This window comes from Thalassotalea montiporae (assembly GCF_053485855.1).
This window is the reverse complement of sequence record NZ_JBQRUO010000001.1, coordinates 118,121-143,916: the sequence shown is the minus strand read 5'-3', so window position 1 is coordinate 143,916 and position 25,796 is coordinate 118,121. Positions and strand designations below refer to the sequence as shown.

17 protein-coding genes are annotated in these 25,796 nt (G+C 43.8%); 8 read left to right on the top strand and 9 right to left on the bottom strand.

Going from position 1 to position 25,796, the window contains the following annotated elements:
* Positions 1-69 precede the first annotated feature (69 nt).
* Entirely contained in the window at positions 70-627 is a 558-nt protein-coding gene (locus ACSLUR_RS00650; RefSeq protein ID WP_448550868.1) for a hypothetical protein, read from the top strand.
* 58 nt (positions 628-685) lie between these two features.
* Here the strand turns inward: ACSLUR_RS00650 and ACSLUR_RS00645 are convergent, their stop codons facing one another.
* Both ACSLUR_RS00645 and ACSLUR_RS00640 read right to left on the bottom strand, forming a co-directional pair.
* On the bottom strand, positions 686-2,830 hold the full coding sequence (locus tag ACSLUR_RS00645) for a tetratricopeptide repeat protein (RefSeq protein ID WP_448550866.1): 2,145 nt from the start codon (positions 2,828-2,830) through the stop codon (positions 686-688).
* The gene (locus ACSLUR_RS00640) at positions 2,830-3,501 is read right to left on the bottom strand and encodes a response regulator transcription factor (protein WP_448550864.1); all 672 of its coding nucleotides are present in this window, start codon (positions 3,499-3,501) and stop codon (positions 2,830-2,832) included. Before ACSLUR_RS00640 ends, ACSLUR_RS00645 begins: the two co-directional genes overlap by 1 nt.
* A gap of 747 nt (positions 3,502-4,248) precedes the next feature.
* Here ACSLUR_RS00640 and ACSLUR_RS00635 point away from each other — a divergent pair.
* Both ACSLUR_RS00635 and ACSLUR_RS00630 read left to right on the top strand, forming a co-directional pair.
* Positions 4,249-5,265 (top strand): aldo/keto reductase, encoded by a 1,017-nt coding sequence (locus ACSLUR_RS00635; RefSeq protein WP_448550862.1) that lies wholly within the window; start codon positions 4,249-4,251, stop codon positions 5,263-5,265.
* Positions 5,266-5,277: 12 nt separating this feature from the next.
* Positions 5,278-5,886: a DUF6064 family protein gene (locus tag ACSLUR_RS00630; RefSeq protein WP_448550860.1), complete on the top strand. Its 609-nt coding sequence runs from the start codon at positions 5,278-5,280 to the stop codon at positions 5,884-5,886.
* A gap of 92 nt (positions 5,887-5,978) precedes the next feature.
* On the opposite strand, the gene ACSLUR_RS00625 is transcribed toward ACSLUR_RS00630, so the two are convergent.
* The 3 genes from ACSLUR_RS00625 to ACSLUR_RS00615 form a co-directional block, all read right to left on the bottom strand.
* Positions 5,979-8,369: a TonB-dependent receptor gene (locus tag ACSLUR_RS00625; protein WP_448550858.1), complete on the bottom strand. Its 2,391-nt coding sequence runs from the start codon at positions 8,367-8,369 to the stop codon at positions 5,979-5,981.
* 532 nt (positions 8,370-8,901) lie between these two features.
* Complete coding sequence (locus ACSLUR_RS00620) at positions 8,902-10,590, bottom strand: solute:sodium symporter family transporter (RefSeq protein ID WP_448552941.1); 1,689 nt, start codon at positions 10,588-10,590, stop codon at positions 8,902-8,904.
* Between the two features lie 51 nt (positions 10,591-10,641).
* A complete protein-coding gene (locus ACSLUR_RS00615; RefSeq protein WP_448550856.1) occupies positions 10,642-12,873 on the bottom strand; it encodes a glycoside hydrolase family 31 protein in 2,232 nt (743 codons plus the stop codon).
* Positions 12,874-13,297: 424 nt separating this feature from the next.
* Between ACSLUR_RS00615 and ACSLUR_RS00610 the strand changes: the two genes are divergently transcribed.
* The 4 genes from ACSLUR_RS00610 (at position 13,298) to ACSLUR_RS00595 (ending at position 17,621) form a co-directional block, all read left to right on the top strand.
* Positions 13,298-14,047 carry a GntR family transcriptional regulator gene (locus ACSLUR_RS00610; protein WP_448550854.1) on the top strand — a complete coding sequence of 250 codons (750 nt, stop codon included), beginning with the start codon at positions 13,298-13,300 and terminating at the stop codon, positions 14,045-14,047.
* Positions 14,048-14,596: 549 nt separating this feature from the next.
* Positions 14,597-15,556 carry an aldo/keto reductase gene (locus tag ACSLUR_RS00605; RefSeq protein ID WP_448550851.1) on the top strand — a complete coding sequence of 320 codons (960 nt, stop codon included), beginning with the start codon at positions 14,597-14,599 and terminating at the stop codon, positions 15,554-15,556.
* A gap of 54 nt (positions 15,557-15,610) precedes the next feature.
* Positions 15,611-16,606, top strand: a complete 996-nt coding sequence (locus tag ACSLUR_RS00600) for a TauD/TfdA family dioxygenase (protein WP_448552939.1) — start codon at positions 15,611-15,613, stop codon at positions 16,604-16,606.
* A gap of 22 nt (positions 16,607-16,628) precedes the next feature.
* Complete coding sequence (locus tag ACSLUR_RS00595) at positions 16,629-17,621, top strand: YeiH family protein (RefSeq protein ID WP_448550849.1); 993 nt, start codon at positions 16,629-16,631, stop codon at positions 17,619-17,621.
* Positions 17,622-17,635: 14 nt separating this feature from the next.
* Here ACSLUR_RS00595 and ACSLUR_RS00590 read toward each other — a convergent pair whose 3' ends face one another.
* From ACSLUR_RS00590 to ACSLUR_RS00575, 4 genes are all read right to left on the bottom strand, one after another.
* A complete protein-coding gene (locus ACSLUR_RS00590) occupies positions 17,636-17,926 on the bottom strand; it encodes a DUF2845 domain-containing protein (RefSeq protein WP_448550847.1) in 291 nt (96 codons plus the stop codon).
* Between the two features lie 295 nt (positions 17,927-18,221).
* Positions 18,222-19,385 (bottom strand): acetyl-CoA C-acyltransferase FadA, encoded by a 1,164-nt coding sequence (gene fadA / locus ACSLUR_RS00585; protein WP_115998871.1) that lies wholly within the window; start codon positions 19,383-19,385, stop codon positions 18,222-18,224.
* A 15-nt stretch (positions 19,386-19,400) separates the two neighbouring features.
* Positions 19,401-21,566 (bottom strand): fatty acid oxidation complex subunit alpha FadB, encoded by a 2,166-nt coding sequence (gene fadB / locus ACSLUR_RS00580; RefSeq protein WP_448550845.1) that lies wholly within the window; start codon positions 21,564-21,566, stop codon positions 19,401-19,403.
* A gap of 421 nt (positions 21,567-21,987) precedes the next feature.
* A complete protein-coding gene (locus ACSLUR_RS00575; protein WP_448550842.1) occupies positions 21,988-23,946 on the bottom strand; it encodes a methyl-accepting chemotaxis protein in 1,959 nt (652 codons plus the stop codon).
* A gap of 525 nt (positions 23,947-24,471) precedes the next feature.
* On the opposite strand from ACSLUR_RS00575, the gene ACSLUR_RS00570 reads away from it, so the two are divergent.
* Positions 24,472-25,665, top strand: a complete 1,194-nt coding sequence (locus tag ACSLUR_RS00570) for an MFS transporter (protein WP_448550840.1) — start codon at positions 24,472-24,474, stop codon at positions 25,663-25,665.
* The last annotated feature ends 131 nt before the right edge of the window (positions 25,666-25,796 follow it).

Genomic DNA, 25,796 nt, shown 5'->3' with positions numbered 1-25,796 from the left:
ACCCAAATCTTAAGTCATTGAAATAAGAGCATAAAAAACCAAGCCAAATATAAAAACACAATAGACTCTATGCTCTACCTGAACCCCATTTTAAGTCACTCAGATTGGACAGTTGTGCCAGTAGAACATCGACCGAGAAATCGACGGTTACGCTATTACAGTAATCAATTAAAAGCTGATGACTTACCTGTCGACATTAAAGTGTATACCTACAAAAAGGATGAAAGTTGTTACGCCATTCATTACAAAAATAAGCTGTACGGTATTGTGAATGATTTTGGGGGTTTTAAATACCTAGGCGAAAAACACAAATATGAAAAAAACAGCTCAATTTACCCTTATCGCTATTGCCTGAATTCAGCTTCTCTACGAATAGCAATAGTAAAAAAAGGCTATGAGGATGCTATTTATCTCGACAAAAAATATGTTGGATCAATGAGAGGGCTCGGTATGACTTGGAACTGCTCTGGCAAAGTTGGTCACTACTGGCGAATAAAAAAGAAAATTTATAAACGAAAGCTCAAACAGCAAAAGAACTTCGGTATTTTATTCGATTTAACCAAAATTTCATTGCCGCTTGCCGTTACGCTATTTATGTACGCTACACGTTGGTATAACAACGACTAGTAATCTAAAAATGAAAGAACATCCATCTATTTCAAACTACTAACAAAGCGTTCATCCATCAAATAACAAAGCTCACTTTCAAACCGCCAAGTTCACTTTGCTCAGCTTTAATGCTGCCACCGTGCGCTTTCACTAAGCTTTCGCAAATCGCCAAGCCCAATCCTGAGCCACCCGTTTGACGGCTGCGAGAAGACTCTACTCGATATAAACGAGCAAATATCTTGCCTAGCTTGTCTTCACTCACTGTCGGTGCTGTATCTTCAACACTAACCACGAGCCGCTGGTTTTCGATCGTTGCAGTTAGCACAATTTTGCCGGGTTTATCGGTATAAACGGTGGCGTTAGACAACAGGTTATCAATTACCTGCTTAATACGTTCGCTATCTATCGACTTACGCGTATTAGCAAGTGCCAACTGACAGCCCCATGCAAAACCGCTACTTTCCACTGTGTTTTGCCAGTCTGCTTGCCAGCGCTCAAATAAGGGGGCAAGTTCCACTTCTGTTTGGTTAAGTTCAATGGCGTTGGTATCAGCTTGGGCCAGTTGGTAGATGTCCGCAATCAATCGGTTAATTTCATTCACCTTACCTGCCAATTTGTCGTAACTGTCTTCAACATTACTCACTAGGTCGTACTGCAACGCCTGAATTTGCAATTTTAAGGCAGTTAGTGGCGTGCGCAGTTCATGGGAAACATCAGCAAATAGCTGCTGCTTTTGTTGAAGAGCTTGTTCAAATAAGTCGGCTTTTAGCACCGCTAACTTGCGTCGTTGGATAAGAAAAATTACCAGTACAATAAACACAATGCTTGATGCCAACATCATAACAACAAGGCGCTGTTTAACGGCCTCTTGCATTTCAATGGCTTGTGCTTGTTCAGCCTCTTTTTGTTCTAATTGGCTAACCTTTAATTGTTCTTCTAACAGATTTAAGTCACCTTTATAGCGCTCAGATTTTTCGCGTAGATCTTCGTTATCTAACTTCTGTTGCAGCGCAAAGCTAGTGCTTAGGTGTTGGTTTGCCTTTTGATAGTCATTTAGCGGCTGGTAAACATCCGCTAGCAGTTTATTCACCTCTAATTGTACAGGCTCCAATGACAACTCATCAGCAATCGCAAGGGCTTTGAGCAGTTGCGTTAAAGCTTGCTGGTAATTCTGTTGTTCCAAGCTATATTTTGCTTTTTCAATATCAACTGACATGATTTGATATTTTGACTGCGATTGTGCCGCACTTTTTTCCGCCAGCTCTAAGCTTTTTAATTGTTCTGTTTGATCGGCAAGATCGCGATAAATTCTCGACTGTTGCAGGTAAGCCCGTGACAGTTCTTGCGGTGCCTTAATTTTGACGAGTTGTTGAATCGCTTTTTGGTTGTTTTGTAACGCCTTTGTATGTTGTTCAAGCGCGGAATAAGCATGTGCAAGGCCCGTATAGTCGTACGCAACATTACCCAAATCACCCAATTCTAAATCGATTTCGAGCGCTTGTTGATAATAACTTGCCGCTTTTTCGGGTTCGTGAGAGTCGCGAAAAACATCCCCCAAATTATAGTAAACCGTTGCGCGATACCCTTTACTACCACCGCGCTCTACCGCTTCTCGGGCTTGCAATAAATACTTAATGCCATTAGCCAAGTCACCGTTATCTTTGTGTACTACACCAAGGCTATTTAACGTAAGTAACAGCCCTGTATCGTCTTTCATTTCTTTATATTGGGCTAGGGCAAGTTCAAAATGCTGTTTTGCTGCTAGAACTTTCCGTTGCGCCATTAGCGAATTACCCAACACATAGTAAGTATTGGCGAGTAAAGGTTGGTGAGAAGCTTTGGCAATCGCTGCTGCGCGCCGTGCATATTTCTCAACTTCGCGGTGATTATTGCGTCTTGATTCAAACGACGCTTGTGTTAGCAAGCTTTCCACTTGGTATTTAGGTGGGTAATTATCAAAACCTAGCGAGACATCGTGCAGCACAGCTTCAGCTTGCTCGAATCGCCCTGTTTTCCAATAAAGTTCCGCAATACGAATTTTCGCGCTAACACGAACACCTTGATCTTGATGTTCAAACAATGCGGTTAAACGCGCTTCGTTTTCAGCAGATGGCACTTCTGTTGCCACAATTTCATCTAACAAGTCTTGATAGTTTGATTCGAAAGCGAATACTTGTGCTGAGGTAAATAACAGCAGTAAAGCAACAATAACATTATGCATTAGCTAGTAGGCTCTTGGTTAAAACGATAGCCGGCACCATAGACCGATTGAATATGAGCAGGGTCTGCGCCATTTTGTTTAATTTTTCTTCGTAAGTTCTTGATATGGCTATCAACAGCACGGTCAGTAATATCACGATAATCGGCATAAATAAGCTCGATAATCTGATCTCGCGAAAATACGCGATTAGGCGAGTTGTAGAGCAAGGTAAATAATTTAAACTCACCTAATGTAAAATCCACCATCGCACCGTTAAAACTTACGGTAAGCTGCTCTTCATCAATTACCCAGGGCTGATAATGCACTTGCCCTTCTGTTCGGCGCAATAGCGCTTTGATTCTTAGCAGCAACTCCTGAATATCAAAAGGTTTGCACAGGTAATCATCGGCGCCAGTTTCTAAGCCGGCGAGTTTATCGCCTTGCTCAACCAAGGCGGTAAGCATAATAATTGGCACATCAAACGATTGACGAATTTCTTGCGTGCAGGTTAAGCCATCAACATTCGGCAGCATAATGTCCATAATGATTAAGTCAGGCTGATTCAATTGCACCGCGCCGATCACTTCAGCACCATCGTCAACATGGACAACGTGATAGCCTTCATTGCGCAGAAATAGCTGAATTAACTCAACAATATCGGCGTCATCTTCGACAAGCAAAATAGTTTTCATATGAAATTTAGCCCCTAGCCTTTACTATTAAAGGATAAAAATATGGAGAAAATATGGAAGCGATTGCGACAATTCCTAGTGTTCTAGTCTCTAGTCAGGTCGCTAAAAGACAATAAAACAATAACGTAAACTTGTTTTAGATTACCCCTTGGGCAACAAGAATAAAAGATTTCATATTCTGAATAAGCCAATAAAATATGGATTGGAAAGGGATAAATGATTTGCGATGAATCAGCACATTCCAAGGGCTAAAAAGGGCTGATAATTCCACTAAAACTCACTAGAAAAGCAGTTATAAAAAGCACTACTTTGCAAGTAAAGCACGAATCGATTAGCTTGTGTTTACTAGGGCGTGTTGATCTTTCGAGATTGAATTTTGTTCAATCTAAACGCTTTCTGATCGCGGCGCTCGCTTTGTCGCATAGTCGTTCTATGTAAAAATCGAGCAACAATGAGCAGGAAGCGTTTAGTTGAACCCGCAGGGCAGCGTCTGTTTGAATTTTTTACTTTGTTGGCACTTATTTATGGAGAATGACTACACTGCACAAGTGCCGCCTTGTATAAAACCCAAACAGGCTGCTGCAAAAACAACCCTGAAAGATCAACACGCCCTAAATATGAATACCTAGTTTTACCGTGAAAATATTGCCAATTGTCGCATCCCCGTCTATCTGCTTAATCAGCACTCGATAAAACGTCTATGCTCAATAGAGTGAGCAAATAGCGAAGCAGATATTCGGGTGAATTATGGCAATCAAAGATAAACAACTGACCAGACGCGCGCTGTTAACCACATTAGCGAAGCTTGGTATTGGCGTTGGTTTATTACCCTTATCAACCGCCTCGCAGCGGCACAACCAATCGCTTAACCCCAACAACCTTAACCCCAACACCATAGCTTACCAGTTAAAAGCGGCAAAATTTCTTAAAAAAACGATCCCTAGCACAGGGCAGACGATTCATCCGATTGGCATGGGCACATGGATTACCTTTAATGTTGGCAAGGATACGGCACTGCGCAACGAGCGCACTAAAGTGCTCGATACTTTCTTTCAGCTTGGCGGCGAAGTGGTCGACTCATCACCAATGTATGGCTCTGCTGAAGAAGTGCTAGGTTATGGATTAACAAAACTCAAAGCTAACAGCGGTAACTATCCATCATCGCTATTTGCCGCTACGAAAACATGGACAAGTTCGAAAAGTGAGGGTAAACAACAATTTAAAGACTCGAAAGAATTGTGGCAGCAAGCACACTTTGCACTACTGCAAATTCATAACTTAGTGGCGTGGCAACAACACTTGCCAATGCTGCGCGAGCTTAAACAGCAAGGATTGATAAAATACATTGGCGTAACTACCTCACACGGCCGACGGCATAGTGAATTAGCCAAAATTATGGCAACTGAGCCGATTGATTTTGTCCAACTCACTTACAATATTCTCGATCGCGAAGTTGAGCAGGAATTACTGCCACTTGCACAAGATAAAGGGATTGCCGTTATCGCAAATCGACCATTTCAAGGTGGGCGTTTAATGCAACGATTTGAACGAGAGCCACTGCCAGCATGGGCAACTGAATTAGGTTGTGATAATTGGCCACAATATTTTCTGCGCTTTGTGATCAGCCACCCTGCACTCACTTGCGCCATTCCAGCTACGTCAAAAGTTGACCATATGCAGGAAAACATGAGCGCTGCCAATATTATGCCATTACCAAATGCACAGCAGCGCCAGCAAATGGTAACTTATCTCAACACCTTATAACGATGAAGCCTAGTGTTTGCCGATTTACTCAGCCAATTATTTAGTTATTCACTTCATGACTTTTTGCTGTTTTCGCCAGAAGTGTATTGGCGGTTAGTCACCAACTACCTCAACGCACATCAACTGATCGGTGCCGATGTTGCGATCGCCACCAGCATCGCGGTTTATCTGCTCGTAAAGCATCGCTATCCAAGGTTAGTGTTGTGTTTTATTGCCTTACTCTGGCTTTGGTTGGGCTGGCAGTTCTACCTGACTCACTATCAAACCATTAACCACCACGCCAGCTACCTCGGTTTGATCTGTTTTTTACAGGTTGCTTTATTAGTAGCGCTGGCCATAAAAGAAAATTACTTTCAAAATAAAGCCGCTAACGCAAAAAAAATAACCGTTGGTTTGATTATCAGTACTATGCTGACCATGCCAATTTTAGCTGTTAGCAGCGGCTTGCCTTGGTCGGCAGGTATGGCGGGGCTAATGCCAATTCCTACCGTGATTTTAAGCCTTTTTTTCACCAGCCAACTTGCCTCAAGATGGCGTTACCTATTGTACCCACTGCCTGTATTGATTGCTGTTGTCGAGCTACTGACATTGGACTTACTCACTTGGCAGCTTATTACCTAAACTGTTAAATAGATTTAAAATCGAACTTGGTTTGAAAAGAAAAAACACCGCCGAAGCGATGTTTTTGCTAGGTAAATACCTTGATAGTTCGTTTAGAAGTTTGCTCTAAACTGGACACCAAAATGGCGATCCGCATCACGCGGTACTTGATAACGGAAGCTATCACCACTGTAGGTAGTAAAGAAGCTTTCATCCGTTAAGTTTTTACCAATAAAGGTAACGCGGTACGCATCGTCATTAAACGACAAGGCAACACTTGCATTCAAAATGCCGTAGTCAGGTAATAATACGGCAGGATTAAACTCTCCATTATTGTTTGGCAAAGTCGCAAACTGCTCATCAGTATAGATGTATGACGCATTGAGCAATACTTCCATACTATCCATTTCCCAGACATAATCAGCGGTTAGGTTGTATTTCAAGTCAGGTGAAAATGGCACATCCAAGCCAGAACGATCGGTACAGGCTGCGCCATCAGGACAGAAAAACTCATCAATTTCGGCATCGACACTCGCTAAACCACCAGACAAGCTAAGTTGGTCAGTTGCCTGCCATAGAAAATCAATTTCAAAACCTTGAGTGCTCACATCGCCCGCGTTAGTCAAACGGGTAATCGTCACCCCTGATGAGTTATCAAAGTTATTGGCTTGAAAGCCCTCAATGTCAGTACTGAAAATCGCAGCATTAACCATTAAGTTGCCCATTGCGTACTTGTAACCAAGCTCATACGAATCAGAAACTTCATCGCCAATGGCTGCGGTATCTTTTTCTGCCATATTGTAGAAGACATTAAAGCCAGGGCCTTTGTAGCCTTGCGCATAGGTTGCGTACACCATGCCCATGTCGCCAAGGTCATACTGTGCACCTAACTTAACCGAAGTATTGGTTTCTGTGGTTTTACCATCAAAATTAGTGTTTTCACTGGCCGGACGAACACCAACACCGCGGCGGCCATATACGTCGTTACTGATGCGGTTGTGCATAAACTCCACTTCATCATCGGTATAACGCAATCCAAACAACAAGCGGAAATCTTCACTGACATGATAACGGCCATCACCAAACACCGCCCAGTTGTTAAACTCGGTGCGCATAAAGGCAGTGGCGCTAACAATATCATTAGCGTTACAGGTAATGCCCTCTTGGCTAATAAAGTCGGCAACATCTTGCTCACTTGGGTTCGCTACACCAAGCTCATTTTCAAGATAAAAGCCTATTTCACTGGCCAGTTGACCATTATTGTTTTGGCAGCTGGCATCACGGGTAAAATTACGCTCTGAATCTTTTTGCCAGAAGAACGCGCCAACTAACCATTCCAGTGGCTGGCCAACGGGCGACGTTAAACGAAATTCTTGTGAGAACTGATCCCAGCTTTGTGGACCAATATCGTGCAGTTGAAATGGCACGCCAAAGACAGGCTCAGTTGATTCACCAGCGATAGAGGTAAAGTCACCTTCTCGAAATTCGGTGTTTTCCCATTCGCGATACGCGGTGATCGAAGTAAAGGTATAGTCGCCAAAGTCATGCTCTAATTGCATTGAAAAGGCGGTATGCTCGTCAATCGTGCGGGATTCAAAATCGTGATCTACTCGGCGTTGATCTAGGTCTAAATCGGCAACACCATTAACAATCCCGTCACTGTTAGGTGCAGCTTCTGACGCAGGGTTGCGGCCGCTTGGTAAACCTTCAATGTCGGCACAACAATCGTCGTCAGCATCCATAGTCTCGAAGATAAACAACATATTGGTGTTGTTGCTGATCTCAGCATCAACCATCAGACGCATACCTTCTTTGTCATAGCCGTTTACTTGCTCATTGTTGTAAACGTTAAATATGTTGCCATCAAATGCCGATTTAGTCGCGACTAAACTAGCATTAACATTGTCTGTTATTGCCCCTTCAATTTTTGCCTTTAAGCGATATTCGTTGTCTTGCAACAAGGTCGCTTCAACCATACCTTCAGTCTCGCCAGTTGGCCGTTTAGTGGTAATGTTAACTACACCTGCTGACGCATTTTTACCAAACAGCGTACCTTGTGGGCCACGTAAGACTTCGATGCGCTCTAAGTCGTATAAATCAGTAAATGCTTGGCCTGAACGCCCCAATACCACGCCATCAACCACCGTTGAAACGCTAGGTTCTGCCGCGACACTAAATGAAATGGTACCGATGCCGCGAACCGTGATTGCCGAATTTCGCGTTGTGGTACCTTTTCTAAAACTGACAGAAGGCACTAAGGTTTGTAGCCCTTCAAAGCCAGCGGTAAAGGTATTGTCGATTTGATCACTGCGCAATACCGAAACAGCAACCGGAATTTCCGATAGCCGCTCTACACGCTTTTGTGATGTGACCGTAATTCGTTCGATTTCACTTTCGTCATCTGCCGCTTCGGCAGCGAAAGCTTGAGTTGGTAAGGCTGTTATTGACAAGGCAGTTGCTACCGCCAAGCCTAACTTGTTTAGCTTGCTGTTGCTTAAGTTCATGTCCATCTCCCTCACTATTTTTTATTAGTGTTATATCGCTTTGCGATCGCTCTACGGCGATTTTTACGTGGGAATAACGGATGACCTCATTTGTTAACTGACAATGCCTAAACAAAGCCTGAACAAAACTTTCCGAGAACTGCTTCCTTGACGCTTGTTGTCTATTCAGTCACAAAATACGGCCATGACTAATTGAATCTTTATTAGCTGGGCTGTGGATTTCATGCTGAAATTATTGTTATTTGTTTTTCTTATTTATACTTTTACTGCCTTTTTGCAGTCTGAGTAAATGCGCATTTAGTTGTGCTGAATCCAGCTTACACCTGCTTGGATTGCACATTATTTAAACAATACTGTACTGGCTAAAATACCATAATACAATATATATCTTATATAAGACCTAAACGACTTTAGCTAACTATAGATCACAATCGCTAGTTTGCTATTTATTTCAATAAATCAGCAATGTTCGGCGGCTAGTCTTTGATAAACATGCTAACCACAGTTGAACGTTCAAGTTTATCTAACTAGCTCAGACCTTATTGATCTGCACCGCATTAACACTGCACTGGTATCTCTTCTGCCAGCGCTTAATACTCCACACGCACAGCGCAATATTTGCTAATAAAATTGCCGTACTTATGCCGTAAAACGTCGACCAAGACCCTGTCACTACGCCCAGTGGCGAGAAGAATACATAACTAATAATAATCAATGACACTAAGCTGATAGCAACTGGATGAGCGAAACGCCATGGCACTAAATCAACGGTATTTTTATGATGATAAAAGCGCTGTTCTTCCGTTGGCTGGAAGTAACCAAATAACAGCATAATGGCGGTTTCAGTGACAAATAAAATCGCATAGATGTGAATAAAGTTAATATCCACATCCAAGATAAATTTGAGCAGTGCGTATGCAAGCACATGGAAAATAATCACTACCTTGGCTGCGATGGCGGGTACGCGACGAGTAAACAAACCAACAATAACGATGGTGATCACAGGAATATTGTAAAAACCGGTAAATACCCGAATAATTTGCCATAACCCTTCTGGCGCGAACATCAGCAATGGCGCGACTACAAAAGAGAACAGCGCGATAATCACGCTGGCAATTTTGGCGACTTTAATCAGCTGCTCATCGCTGATCTTGTCTTTTTTCAGCGGCGCGTAAACATCTAAACAGAATAAGGTAGCGGCACTGTTAAGTAAGGAATTAAACGAGCTAAATACAGTGCCAAGTAATACCGCTAAGAAAAAGCCAGCGAGCGATACAGGTAACACATCTTTCACTAACCTAGGATAAGCCATATCGATGGTTTCTAGCTGACTGGTTTGATAAAGGTGAAACGCGATCACCCCAGGGATCATCATCAAAAATGGCACTAATAATTTAAAATAGCCGGAAAGCAGCACCCCTTTTTGCCCTTCTGCTAAATTCTTGGCGCCAAGTGTGCGCTGAATCACGTACTGGTTGGTACACCAATAAAACAAGTTGGCGAAAATCATGCCGGTAAATATGGTGCCAAACGGTACCGGATCTGTTGGCTGGCCAATAGCATTGAGTTTGTCGGTATGCTCAGTTAATACTGTGGTAACCCCAGCTGTAAAGCTACCACCACCCAACATCATAAATCCTAAAACGGGCACTAAAATACCAATGATTAGCAAGCCAACACCGTTGATAGTATCGGAAACCGCCACCGCTTTCAGGCCGCCAAAAATCGCGTAAACGGCGCCAACACTGCCGACCATAATAATGGTTAACACCAAAGATTGTTGATAACTCATCGACAGTAAAGTGGGAATATCAAAAAGTTTAAGCACAGCAACAGAGCCGGAATACAAGACTGACGGAATGGTGATCAAACCATAGCCAACCATAAACAGCACCACAGTCATACGGCGCACGGTATCGTCAAAACGTTGCTTTAAAAATTCAGGGAGTGTGGTAAAAGCACCAGAAAGGTAACGCGGCAAAAACACTAAAGCCATAATAATGGTGGCAATGCCAGCCGTGACTTCCCATGCCATGGCACTGAGGTTATAGCCAAATGCTGACCCATTTAAGCCAATAAGTTGCTCAGCAGATAAGTTGGTCAACAACATAGAGCCAGCAATAAAAGTGCCTGTTAAGCCTCGTCCAGCGAGAAAATAACCATCTTTGGAATCAGCAACACCTTTGGTTTTTTGGTAAGAAATCCACGCCACTAGCCCCATAAAAAACAAGCAGCTAATCAAAGTAAAAGCGATATCTTGACCAGCCACGAATTATTCTCCACCCTTAGCTATTTCGGCGTCAGGCCAATAGCGAGCGATGCTGGCAACCGATTTACCCTGTGCCTTAAGCTGTTCAGTATGCTCAACAGCATCGCCAAGTGGAATGACATCGCCCTCGCGAATAAACACTGCATAGTCATCTAACGCCAGCTTTTCTTGATAAACACGACCACCTTGATAGCGAGTTAATGTTTCATTGTCTGGATCAAAACGCAGCCAGTTGTTTGTACTAGTAACCGAGGCTTGCGTTGAGACTTGTGTTGAAGAGTGAGGCAAATAAAACTCAATATCGCCTCCTGCCTGTAAGCAAGGGACAACCAAGAGCTTGTCACCAAACATAAACTGATCTTCAAACGCCCATGCTTGTCGCTCATTTGGAAACGCAAGCACCATTGCACGCTGAATAGGTAAACCTGTTTCAGTAGCTTGCTCCATGGTTTGGTGTAGATAAGGCAGCAGCTGATAGCGCAGCTTCAATACTTTATTCGCTGCATATTCGGCTGCTTCACCATAGCTCCACGGCTCTCGCTGACCGATACCGTGCAAACGCATATGAGCAGAAAATACCGCGGATTGAATCCAACGAACATAAAGCTCAGCGTCTCTCGTATCTTTATAAAAACCGCCAACGTCGGTGGCGTAAAAAGGCGCGCCCGTTAGTCCCCACGACTGACCACCGCGCAAGCTTGCTGCCAACCCACCCCAATCGGCTTGAGGGTCGCCTCCCCATTGAGCGGGGTAGCGCTGTGATCCCGTCCACGCTGAGCGACTAAATAAAAACGCGCCATTTTCGCTAAATTTCTCAGCCGCCTCATAGACACAGCGGTTGTATAGCAAACTATAAACATTGTGTAGTGCCATGCCTGACTCACCATTGCTGGCAAGCATATTGTCGTCTTCAATTTGCTCGCCAAAGTCTGCTTTGATCATATCAATACCTAACTCAAACAAGCTTTGGTGGCTATCGCGCCAAAAGGCATACGCATCGGGGTGGGTGAAATCTAAAATGCCAGATTTGGGCAATGGAGTAAGCACTTCGCCAAAAGCGCTCATGTCCCATTCGTATTGATAAGCTTGCCCTGTGCGTCTGTCTTTTATCAGCCAACCTTTATCTGCCAATTGATGATATAGCGGATTTTCAACCGAAATTAGCGGATATTCCCAGATGCAGATTTTGAATTGCATGGCTTTAAGTTGGTCGATTATCGGTTTGGGGTCAGGGTAGCGAGTTTTATCCCACTCAAAGGCAAAGCGAGTATCAGTGTCTTGCCAGGCACGGCCATCAAGGGTGATTACATCACACGGCATTTGCTGCTGGCGAACCATTTTTGCCGTGGCTAACAGTTCATCTGCATCTTGGTAATAGGCTTTGGAAAGAATAACTCCCAAGCTCCACTGTGGCGGCATAGGTGCCTTACCCGTTAATTCGGTATAGGTCTGAATTAACTGCTCGCCATTACACCCAGTAAATATAAACAGGTCGAGCGCGCTATCTTCAACAAGCACGCCATAACTTCGCTGTGACCAAGGTGCATAGCCAACGCCATGAGTCACTGGTGATGGCGTGTGAACAAACAGCCCCCAACCGTTTGGGCTCCAAGCAAAAGGGGAGTTTTTATAAGAAATTTCTGCGTTTACGCCGAGCGCATCGTGATTAAACGAGCGAATCAGCTGGCCGCGCTTATCGAGCTTGCCCCACTTTTCACCCAAGCCATAAACAGGCTCGCTACTGCCCAACTCGAATGCCATAAACCAACCTTGCTCAATACGGGCAAGTGGCGGTAAACGATAACGACGAACAAAGTGACCATCGTTAGCAGATTGCAGAACGGTTTTGGTGTTGCGTTTTACTTGAATGGCAAAAGGTTGATGAGCGATAACTACTTCGGTATCACCAGCGCTAATAATCGATTTTTGGCCACCTTTGGTTAGCTTAACGCTATGGTTATCTTCTTGGTTGGGGTTAGCGTTTTGGTTGGGATTAGCATCTTGATTGGCGCTCAATGATAAGCTTTTTGCAACAGGGTTGGTGACCAACATTTGATAGTCATAATCAATACGTTGACCCAATTGCAGGCGAACGCCAAATTGATTTACGCTCAAATACAAGTCGCCATGATCCGTTGGGATCTCGGCATGATCATCTTGCACTCTGATGTTATCGATAACCTTAACGGCATCAATAGTGTCCCAGCTTGGCGAGTCAACACTAAAGCCTGACATTGCTTCCCCCTTGTAATACAGACCTTAGTAATGCGTTTTTTAATCGTTATGTAATGCTTATTTTGATGTTCGCTACGATGACAACTCTAAATGATTTTATAGTAAGTTTAGTGTCAGCAAAGCTAATTCTTAGGTCTTATATAAGAATATAAACTACCTTAGTTCGGTTATTTGTCAAACTTATTTTTTAATCATTTTGTTTAAGGTTTGAGCACCACTTGAGCATTGATAGCTTTTGAATAGGCGCTAATGTTTGCTCATTATTTTATGCAATTTACTTTTCTCTCTGGCTCAGTATGATAGAAAGAGTGAAATTCTTATATAAGATAAAAGAAAGCCTTAACCTGCATAGTCATTGTCTTTTGCACAGCGTTAGGTAGTGAAAATATAGAGTGTCGATTCGCTTATTTGAATAGGAATAAAGATGGCTGATACTGAATTCGGTAATAAACTTGGCACTTCTGGCTTAGCATTCTTGCCACTATATAAACAAGTGGAAAAACACGTTACTCAGTTAATTGTTGAGCAACGCTGGAAACCCGGCGATATGTTACCTAGTGAGTTTCAACTGGCTAGTGAGTTTGGGGTCAGCCAAGGCACAGTGCGCAAAGCGCTTAATACCCTAACCGATGAAAAGGTACTAACCCGCAAGCAAGGCTTAGGGACTTTTGTTGCAGAGCATACTGGCATGCCAGCACTGTACCGATTCTTCCCACTGGTCGCCGATAATCACAGCCCTGAGCTACCGATATCTGAAGTGTTATCGTTAACCATTGAGCCCGCAAATAAAACCATTGCGAAAGAGCTAGATGTAAAAGCTAAAACCAAAGTGGTTGTACTCAAGCGTCGCCGTACATTGAATGGTGAATATTGTTTGCTAGAAGATATTTATCTGCCCTATTCCGCATTTACTGGCATAGAAAACGAACCAGAAATTCCGCACACCCTTTATCACTTTTATCAAACCAACTTTAATCTGACGGTGCATAAAACAGAAGATAAAATCAAAGCGATTCTGGCCGACGAAGCTGATGCTGATTTACTCGCCATAGAACACGGCTCGCCATTGTTAATGTTTACTCGTTCAACTAAGTCGCTAAACGATCAAATAATAGAATATCGCATCACCCGCTGCCGCTCAGATCACTACCACTACTTAGTAAATTTTGACTAGGGCGTGTTGCTCTTTCGAGATTGAATTTTGTTCAATCTAAACGCTTTCTGATCGCGGCGCTCGCTTTGTAGCATAGTCGTTCTATGTAAAAATCGAGCAACAATGAGCAGGAAGCGTTTAGATGAACCCGCAGGGCAGCGTCTGTTTGAATTTTCTACTGTGTTGGCACTTATTTATGGAGAATGACTACACAGCACAAGTGCCGCCTTGTATAAAACCCAAACAGACTGCTGCAAAAACAACCCTGAAAGGTCAACACGCCCTCGCTCTTTCTTATGCAGGTAAATTTGTTCAACTCATTTACCTGCCTATTTTCCTATATCTTACAACACTAACTTAGGCTCAACGTATAACCGCTCTGTTGTTATCGGCTATCTGTTTGCTGATAGCTTGCAACCAACCGGACACTGCCACTGATGATTTTTTCATCAATTAATTGACACCTGAAATCACCAACGCTAACTTATAGTCTTATATAAGATATAACTTTAATGTTAGGCAATATCTTTAACAGCGGTAACTACTTTTCAACTTCAGAGCGAGTAAGTGATGGCAACAACGACTATGCCTCAGGTCGGCTTAGGCCTATGGAAGATTGCAAAACAAGACTGTGCACAAACCGTATACGATGCCATTAAAGCGGGTTATCGCCACCTAGACAGTGCCTGTGATTACGGCAATGAAATTGAAGTAGGCCAAGGCATTGCCAAAGCCATAGCTGACGGGCTGTGCAGCCGTGAAGAGCTTTGGATCACTTCCAAGCTATGGAATACCTACCACGCACCAGAACATGTGCAACTCGCATTAGAGAAAACCCTTAAAGATCTTGGCGTAGAATACTTAGATCTGTATTTAATCCACTTTCCTATTGCGCAAGCCTATGTGCCGATTGAAGAGCGCTATCCACCGGAATGGTTCTTCGATCCAGAGGCAGAGAACCCGAGTATGAAGCTCGCCCAAGTGCCGCTACATAAAACCTGGGCAGCGATGGAGGAACTGGTCGATAACAGTCTAGTGAAAAATATAGGCGTCTGTAATTACAACTCAGCACTCATGCATGATTTGATGACCTATGCCCGTATTAAACCCTATGCCCTGCAAATTGAATCGCACCCTTACAACACCCAAGAGCGTTTAATTGCCATGACCAAAGCCTATGGCGTAGAAGTCACAGCATTTTCACCGCTTGGGGCACTCTCGTATTTAGAATTAGATATGGCAGGTGCTGATGAATCTGTACTCACCCAGCCAGCGGTAGTTGCCGCCGCTGAGCGCTTAGGGAAAACACCTGCACAAGTGGTACTGCGCTGGAACGTGCAGCGAGGTTGCTCAATTATTCCCAAAAGTACCAAGCTTGAACGTTTAAAAGAAAATATTGCGATTTTCGACTTTGCTCTCAACGACGAAGAGATGACCGCCATTAGCGCATTGAACCTTGATAAGCGCTTTAACGATCCTGGCGATTTTTGCCAAGCAGCCTTTAATACGCTTCACCCAATTTACGACTAGGAGTGTGGCATGTCTTCAAACAGAGAGTCTTCAAATAAAGAACCTTTAAATAAGATGAAGTTAACCAGTGTCGACAAGCAGTTTTGCACAGATAAGCCTGATGTATTTCCTGCCGTAGTAGTCAATCCCGATGATTGCGCTAGTGTCGCTGAAAGTGCTGATTACATTAGGCAACATAAAGCGATAATCGAACAGCAATTGGCACAATCTGGCGCAATTTTGTTTCGTGGTTTTCCGCTCGATTCCGCAGAAGCATTCGACGAGTTCACAGCAAGCTTTGGCTACCCCAACTTTTATTACAAAGATTCGTTATCGAATGCTGTGCGCATTAATTTTACAGAGCGGGTATTTACCGCCAATGAAGCCCCCAAAGAGGTAGAAATTTACCTGCATAACGAGATGGCGCAAACGCCAATTTACCCCGATAAAATCTTTTTCTTTTGTTTAACGCCAGCTGATCACGGCGGTGCTAGCCCAATCTTACGCTGTGATTTACTGCTTGATGCTTTAGCACAAGCGAATCCAGAATTGGCAGCGACATTCGAGCAAAAAGGCGTGAAATATACCACCACTATGCCCGGTGAGAATGATCCAAATTCAGGTCAAGGACGCAGCTGGAAAAGTACACTCAGTGTTGAAACGCAAACCGAAGCAGAAGAAAAGTTAGCGCGCTTAGGTTATCGCTGGCAATGGCAACAAGACGGCAGCTTAAAAGCAACAACAGGGAGATTACCTGCGGTGCGCACCTTAGCCGATGGTCGGAAAGTGTTCTTTAATCAATTGGTCGCGGCTTATCAAGGCTGGTCAGGGGTGCGTGAACATCACCAAGATACCTTATGTTTTGGCGATGACAGTGAAATTCCCAAGGCATGGCTAGAAGAGATTATCGCAACCGCCGAGCAATACGCATTTGATGTAGAGTGGCAGGCAGGTGACGTCGCTGTGGTTGACAATAATCTGGCTATGCATGGCCGTCGCCCATATGGCGGTGAGACAAAACGGCAAGTGTTAGTTGCACTTGGCGCCGCAACAGATAATATACCAGCCTAGTTGTAAAAATCTGTGTATGTTAATGAAAATAAAGGCGCTTTTTCCCGGAAGTTTTATTGCTGTAATCACTGGCCTTGCTGCCTTATTCCTTGCTGAGCATTACAATGCCCCCGCCATGCTGTTTGCATTGCTGCTCGGTATAGCCCTGTCATTTTTACACGAAGAAACTAAATGCAAAGCAGGTATTGAATTTACCGCTTCTACTATCTTACGCATCGGTGTTGCCTTGCTGGGCTTTCGAATAGCCTTCGATGATTTAACATCGCTTGGTTGGTCAACGGCGCTGCTGCTGATTGCCGCTATCGGCTCAACTATTATTTTCGGTGTATTGCTCAGTCGTGCTATGGGGATGAGTCGACGCTTTGGCATGTTAACCGGTGGCTCAGTCGCCATATGTGGCGCCTCTGCGGCCATGGCGATTTCAGCCATACTGCCTAATGATAAAAACAAAGAACGTGATACCTTGCTGACCATTATCGGCGTCACTTCACTGTCGACCATAGCCATGATTGCCTACCCCATTATCGCCACTAGCCTAGGCTTAAACGAATACGATACCAGTATCTTTCTTGGTGGAACTATTCATGATGTAGCGCAAGTTGTTGGCGCTGGCTATTCAGTCTCAGAGCAAACGGGTGACTTATCGACGCTGGTAAAGTTAGTACGCGTTAGCTTTTTAATGCCAGTGGTGTTAATGATGCTACTTGCACTTAGCAACCAGTACCGCAGCGAGCAGCAAGTCGACCACAAACCTCATTTCCCCAGCTTCTTAATCGCCTTTGTTGTCTTTATGGTAATTAACTCACTGGTCGATTTACCGACTGTGATCACCGAAGGAGCTACCACCATTAGCCGTTTTGCCCTTGTGATTGCTATTGCCGCGATTGGCATGAAGTCCAACCTGTCAAAACTGACCAGTGTTGGTGTTAAACCTATCATTTTAATGGTCGCTGAAACAGTGTGGATAGCACTGTTTATTGTTATTTATCTGCTGTGTATGAAAATGATGAGCTAGTCGTATCAAAGCACTTATCTAGATTCTTTAATATTGATCAGCTTACCGCCACGAAAGGTGAAAATAATCAGTGGTGCGGAAGGCGAGCGTTTAAACTTATAAATCAGTTTATCGACTTTAAGCTGGTCATCGCCGCTAATCGTTTCTTGCGCTCTAGGGTCACCGCAGCGGCTGATCACTTGGTATTTATCCATGCCGTGACGAATATGACCGCCATCACAGCGAACCGAACTACGATCTCGCTCCATGGCCAATAATGGCAAACTTACAATTGTGCCAACCACCAAAGTTAATAAATACTTCACTCGTATTACCCCCTTTCCTTCACCAATAAACGACAAAGCTAGCTCAATGTGCTTTGGATCTATTGTTAGAGTAGACCAGACTAACCAATAAAAACTTAACACTAACTGAAAATAATGACTAAAAATCACGCACAAAAAAGCACTGCCTAAGCAGTGCTTTTAAAATATCTATAGCGTTTAACTATTTTACTAGCTAAATCACGATGGATAATGACGTAAATTCAAGGCGGAAGCGCGGAACGTACAAGGGTACGTGAGCACTTCCAACGCGGAAGTTACGTTATTAAACCAGTGATTAAACGCGTTCGAAAACGGTTGCTACACCTTGGCCTAAACCAACACACATAGTCGCTAAACCAATATTCACGTCTTGCGCTTCCATTAGGTTAACTAGCGTAGTTGAGATACGTGTACCTGAACAACCTAGTGGGTGACCAAGTGCAATTGCACCACCGTTTAAGTTGATCATGTCGTCCATCTTATCTTCAAGACCTAGTGCGCGAACACACGAAACCGCTTGTGCAGCGAATGCTTCGTTGAATTCTGCTAACTGAATATCTTCTAGTGATAAACCAGCGCGCTTAAGGGCTTTCTTAGTCGCTGGTACTGGACCGTAACCCATAGTTGATGGATCGCAACCTGCTGACGCAAAACCACGGATTTTAACGCGTGGTGTTAAGCCTAGCTCTTTAGCTTTATCAGCAGACATCACTAACATCGCTGATGCACCATCAGAAAGCGCTGATGAAGTACCTGCAGTTACTGTACCGTTTACAGGGTCGAATACTGGGCGTAAGCCTGCCAATGATTCAACCGTAGTTTCAGGGCGAATTACTTCATCGTGCTCGATTAGTGACAATACGCCGTTTGCGTCGTGACCTAATGTTGGGATGATTTCGTTTGCCCAACGACCTTCAACAGTTGCTTTGTGAGCAAGCTGGTGAGAGCGCGCGCCAAATGCGTCTTGCTGTTCACGTGTTACGCCGTGTTGCATACCGAGTAACTCAGCCGTTAAGCCCATGTTACCAGCAGCACGAGAGATGTACTTGCTTAACGCAGGATCGAAATCCACATCGTACATCATAGGTACGTGACCCATGTGCTCAACACCACCAACCATGTACACGTCGCCTTGACCAGCCATGATAAAGGCAGAAGCATCGTGTAATGCACTCATTGAAGAGCCACATAAACGGTTTACGGTGATAGCGCCAACTGACTTAGGAATATCCGTAAGTAGCTGAGCGTTACGAGCAATGTTGAAACCTTGCTCTTTAGTTTGCTTAACGTTACCCCAGATAATGTCTTCGATTAACGCAGGGTCTAAGTTAGGGTTGCGATCTAATAGCGCTTGCATTAGGTGCGCAGATAAGGTCTCGGCACGTACGTTACGGAAAACACCAGCCTTAGAGCGACCCATAGGGGTACGAATACAATCGACAATTACGACTTCTTTCATTTTTCTTTCCTCGGCTTAAGCTGTTTTCACGTCAGTGGTGTAGTAAGACTTGCCAGATTTAGCCATCTCACGCATACCGTCTGTTACTTGGTAAATTTCACCTAAGTGGGCGAACTTGTCCGCCATTTCGATGAATTTCTCTAGACCAACTGTTTCTAGGTAACGAATTGGACCGCCGCGGAATGGAGGGAAACCTAAACCATAGATTAAGCCCATATCTGCTTCAGCAGCCGTATCAACGATACCTTCTTCTAAACAGCGAACCACTTCGTTCACCATAGGGATCATTAGGCGTGCGATAACTTCGTCAGCGTCGAAGTCTTTCTTGTCAGCAACGTTACCAGCGAATAGCTCGTATGCTTTTTCTGCTGGAACTTTGGTTGGACGACCGCGCTTGTCTTTACCGTAGTCGTAGAAACCTTTGCCATTCTTCTGACCGTAACGATCATCACCAAATAGAATGCTTACTGGATCGTTGTCGATCTTCTGCATACGTGTTGGGAAGCCAGCAGACATAACACCTGTACAGTGATCAGCTGTGTCGATACCAACAACGTCAAGCAAGTACGCAGGACCCATAGGCCAACCGAATTGCTTCTCCATCACTTTATCAACAGCAGTGAAGTCAGCACCTTCTTTTACTAAGTGGCTGAAACCTGCAAAGTAAGGGAATAATACACGGTTTACGTAGAAACCTGGGCAGTCGTTAACCACGATAGGTGATTTACCCATTTTCGCTGCGTAAGCAACAACAGCGGCAACGGTTTCGTCAGACGTTTCTTTACCACGGATAACTTCTACTAGTGGCATTTTGTGCACTGGGTTGAAGAAGTGCATACCACAGAACTTGTCTTTGCGCTTAACGCTCTCGGCAAGTAGGTCGATAGAAATCGTTGAAGTGTTTGAAGCAAGAATTGCGTCGTCACCTGTAACGTCTTCAACTTCAGCTAATACAATGCCTTTTACTTTCGGGTTTTCAACAACGGCTTCAACGACAACGTCAACATCTTTTAAGCTTTCGTAGCTCAGCGTTGGTGTGATGTTATTTAACACGCCCGCCATTTTCTTAGCGTTCATGCGACCACGTTCAACTTGCTTAGTTAATAAGCCAGCTGCTGTGGTTAAACCTAAATCAAGTGCGCTATCAGCAATGTCTTTCATGACAATTGGCGTGCCTTTAGCCGCTGATTGGTAAGCAATACCGCCACCCATGATACCAGCGCCAAGTACCGCAGCTTTTTCAACAGGTGCACCTGCTTTCGCCGCTTTCTTCGCTTTGCCTTTGATCACTTGATCAGACATGAAAATGCCGATTTGTGATGTCGCTGCGTCAGTTTTTGCAAGCTTAGCAAAACCTTCGTTTTCAATTGCCATTGCACCAGCACGGTCTAAACCTGCCGCCGCTTCTAATGACTTAACCATTGTCATTGGTGCTGGGTAGTGCTTACCCGCTTTCGCTGCGATCATACCTTTACAAGTATTGAAGGTCATGATGGTTTCAGTTGGCGTTAGCTTTAAAGGCTCTAATTTAGCTTGGCGTTTTGCTTGCCAGTTTAACTTACCTTCAATCGCTTGTTTCACCATAGCAATGGCTGCATCGCGAAGTTGCTCAGGCGCAACAACCGCGTCAACAACACCAACGGCTAATGCTTGTTCAGCTTTGTGAGCTTTACCTGTCGACATCCACTCAACTGCGTTGTCGGCACCGATAATGCGAGGTAAACGAACAGTACCACCAAAACCAGGCATTAAGCCTAGTTTAACTTCTGGTAGGCCGATTGAAGCTGTTGTGTCTGCAACACGGTAGTCACAGGTTAAAATCATTTCACAACCGCCACCTAGTGCGAAGCCATTAACTGCTGCAACTTTTGGTAGGTCGATATCTTCAAACGAATCAAATAAGTCAGTAGCCGCTTTAACCCAAGGGATTAACTCGTCCATTGGCTTTTTGAATGTTTCTAGGAATTCTGTGATGTCAGCGCCAGCAATGAATGCTGATTTGCCAGAGGTAACAATAATACCTTTTGCTTCGCTGCAGTTTTTGATCGCGTCGACTACTGCGCGATATTCTTCAAATGTTGCCTGATCGAACTTGTTTACTGAACCTTCGGCGTCGAATTTAAATTCAACAATACCGTCAGCAAGTAACTCGGCAGAAAGGCTTTTGCCTTGAAATAACATGCCTGATCTCCTCCACCCGATTAAGGTGCTTGTTAGACTGGTTTTTGTAATTACTTATTAGAGTGTATTGACCTTTCAGGGCTACTTTAATGCCTCCTGCTTGGCCGCTCTAAACATAATTCAACCTCGAAAGGTCAACACACTCGATATAACTAAATCGTTATGAATTGTAATACTAGCCGACTGAGTTTGCCCTGAAAGAATGCGAAAAGCAACTTTTTTAAACAGGTGTTTTAATTGAGTGTTTACCTGTACACCCAAAATAACAAACCCAGATAGAATCGGCGATACAACAAACTTACACACTGACAGATTGACTTCAACTATACCAATGAATATTTGCTATATCTTGTATCAATATGGGGCGCATAATTTACTATTCAAGCGATAGCCAAACCATGCGCGCTCCAAGTAGAATCGACTAACGCAGCTTAAATTGCGCAAGTTGTTTTGAAAGGTCATCGGCGAGCTCAGACAAGCTACCAACCGCCTGCGCCGCCCGATGGGCAGATTGTAAAATGGTATCCGCGCCTTTAGAAATGTTCTCAGTGTTGCTATCGATATGGCCTAACATGCTATTTTGCTGAGTGACTGCTGCTGAAATTTGATCTGTGCCATCAACAATATTGGTCACTGATTCGGTAATATCATTAAACGAGGCGGAAACAAGCTCAGTTTGCTTAACCCCCTGCTCAGCGCGTTCAACACCTTGGGTCATGGCCTGTACCGATTGCTCTGTGCCTTGTTGTAGCTTTTCGATAATGTCTTGAATTTCACCCGTCGCATCTTGCGTTTTACCCGCTAAGTTCCTAACTTCATCAGCAACCACGGCGAAGCCTCGACCTTGTTCACCCGCACGCGCCGCCTCGATCGCTGCGTTTAATGCTAATAAGTTAGTTTGATCAGCAATCTCACGAATAACACTGACAAACTGCGCGATTTCAGAGGTATTAGTCGCCAGTGTGTTAATCACCTGTGAGGTTGAATTAACTTGCGCTGAAATCTGGCCAATCACAGCAGCCGTTTCAGCAATAATCGTTTGACCGCCATTTACGTGGTCGCTTGCTGCATGCGTGACACTGCGGGCATTATCTGTATTGTCAGCAATTAGCTGAACCGACTGCGAAAGCTCGTGTATCGCACCTATCACACCATGAGTATTGGTTTGTTGATCCGATACTTGATGCTCCATGCTATCGGTCATTTCTCGAATATTCGCGGTGTCTTGTTCAAGCTTAATAATGTCTTCTTGCACCAGTAATAAGAGCGCGTTCACTTTTTCCTGCATATGACAAAAGCTATCACTGATATCACCAAATTCATCTTTGCTGTCTATCGCTATGTGCTGAGAAAAATCACCGTCACCCATAATTTGCGCGGCGTGTTGCAATTGCTGAGCATTGCTTTTAATTGACCAGTAAATGACATACAAGAAGCCAGCAATTAGCACGACACCTAAAGACAACAAAACACCAAGCACTACTAACGAGTTCATCTGCATTGATAATGCCGCACTTAAACGCTCAGTGAGTAACTTGTTTATCTCACTTTCGGTATCCACCATAGCAGTTAGCGCTGCTTGTACTGCGCGCTCAGTATCGGCGCGTGACCATTGTATTGAATCAGGATCGATAACTTGTTGTTGCAGCGCATTTTGGAAATTATCAATATTGCTAACAATGGCTGACAGCTGCGTAGCTAAACTTTGCGCTGTCGCTTTATCAACACGCTCTAGTTGCATTTGTGATTTATCAAACTGATGTTGAATTTCATCTATACGATTATTAAGTGCTACTAAAGAGGTATAAGACTGCGCGTTAAACCCTTGGTTGTTGATAATGTTCTTCGTAAGGTAGCTAGTGCGAGCTAAATACTCATGCAATTCCGGTAGGCGCATGCGGCCTAGCTCTGAAAGGTAGAAAATGCTGGCATCGCTTTCACGGCTCAATCCCGTAATCGCGGCAATATTCTCACGCAGCGATAACGTCAACTCGTAGATTTCAGCGACATTGGCTAAGCTGGTATCACTGTCACTTAATTGATGGCTAGCCATCAGTTCTTGTAACTGATTCGCTTTAGTGCGCACTGGCATTAACAATGGCCATTCGCTAATTGCTTTAGTGAGTTGGTTAACTTGTGTTCTGGCTTGGCCTAGCTGTGCATTTGAGTAAACTAACTGCTCAATCCCTACGATTTGTTCAATCAATTGATGACCAGCAAGTTCTTGATCAAGTATATCGATTTTATTGCGCTGGCTGTCGACAATCCACAGTAACGCAGCGATTAGCGGAATAAAAAAGACCAGCGCCAGCAGAGCAAACTTGGTTTTAAAGCGTAATTTATTTGAGGCGGCACTTACCACATTGACCAGAGAACTCATAAATTTCCTAACAAGTTAGATGTTAAGGTCTTATTGACCTTTGATGGATTAATATACTTTCATTGCTGATAAAATGATTACTGTTAGCAATGTATTAATACCAATCCGCATAATAATATGGTCTACTCAGAGCTATTTCAGCGGTTCAAGTACAAGAAAAATTTTCTAGATATAGTCATTCTACATCTAGAAAATTTGCCGCCGTAATTGGGCCGCTGAAAAGCTCCCGAAGGGCTTAGCCAAAACACTTTACTGCGGTGTTGCATGCTTTTGAAATAGAATAGCTATGACGGGCAAACATGCGCCTTGTATTAAAGTGTTTTATCTCAAGCTGAGTGAACATTTATTTATGCGGATTGGTATTATATGTTTGGCAGTATAGCTGATACCTCGTCGAGTCAGTCAAGCCATTCAGAAAATTAGCATTTTTCATTAACTGTTTATTTACATAAGCAGTGCATTAGCTGTTATTTTTCGATGTTTGAAGCCGACTAGCTTATCTATTTACCATACGGTGCCCAACGCATGATGAAAGGTTTTACCCAACGTTATCACCAACCTCAAAATTTACTGCTGGCAATGGCCTTTATCATGCCGCTGGTATTTTCTGTTTGGATGGTTTTGCTCAATAACTTTGTTGTCGAAAAAGCCGCCTTTACCGGCAAAGAAATTGGTATATTGCAAAGTTTGCGAGAAGTCCCAGGGTTTCTTGCCTTTACCGCCGTTTACCTACTGCTATTTATTAAAGAGCAAAAGTTAGCGCTCTTGTCACTTGGCGTGACGGCAGTTGGAGTAGCGATTACCGGCTTTTTCCCCAGTGCGTTTGGCCTTTATATCACCACAGTGATTATGTCGGTCGGCTTTCATTATTTCGAAACGGTCAATCAATCGCTCACACTGCAATGGGTAGATAAAGACAATACCCCTCATTTTATGGGCAAGCTGTTATCTGCAAAATCCGCTGCGTCACTGGTAGCGTTTAGTAGTGTTTGGTTGTTGATGGAATATTTTACTTGGTCTTATCAAGCTACCTACGCATTATTTGGTATTGTCGCCTTGCTCATGACAATACTGTTGGCGATGAGTTTTCAGCAATTTTCTGCGCCTACCGAGCAAAGTAAAAAACTGGTACTGAAAAAGAAATACTGGTTATTTTATGCGTTAACCTTCTTTAGCGGTGCGCGTCGGCAGATCTTTGTTGTCTTTGCAGGCTTTTTAATGGTTGAAAAGTTTGGCTATTCCGTTGCCGACATTAGTGCCTTATTCTTAATTAACTACGTGTTTAATTGGTTATTCGCACCTTCTATTGGCAAAATTATTGGCAAAGTGGGTGAGCGTAAAACTCTATTGTTTGAATATGTTGGACTTATCTTACTCTTCATTTCCTACGGGCTCGTTGAAACAGGTTACTTTGCTGCCATCTTGTATGTTGTTGACCACCTACTGTTTGCCTTAGCCATTGCAATAAAAACTTACTTCCAAAAAATTGCGGAGCCGCAAGATATCGCCGCCAGTGCTGGCGTTAGCTTTTCTATTAATCATATTGCCGCAGTGGTAATCCCCGCATTGTTGGGGGTTGTTTGGTTGACCAACCCAAGTTGGGTGTTCTTCGTTGGTGCTGGTTTCGCAGCTTGTTCACTAACACTTTCGCTGCTCATACCAGATAAACCAAATCAAGGGGTAGAATGGCGGTTCAAACATCGACAAAAAGAAGCTTAATTTCACCTGTGTTATCATGCTGTCGCTTGATGCGGGTCAAATTAACTGACTAATAATTAAACTAAACTATAGTTAACTAGGTGTTGGCCGATTACCACTAAGCAAACCCAATTGGCCTGCAGCATTATTAC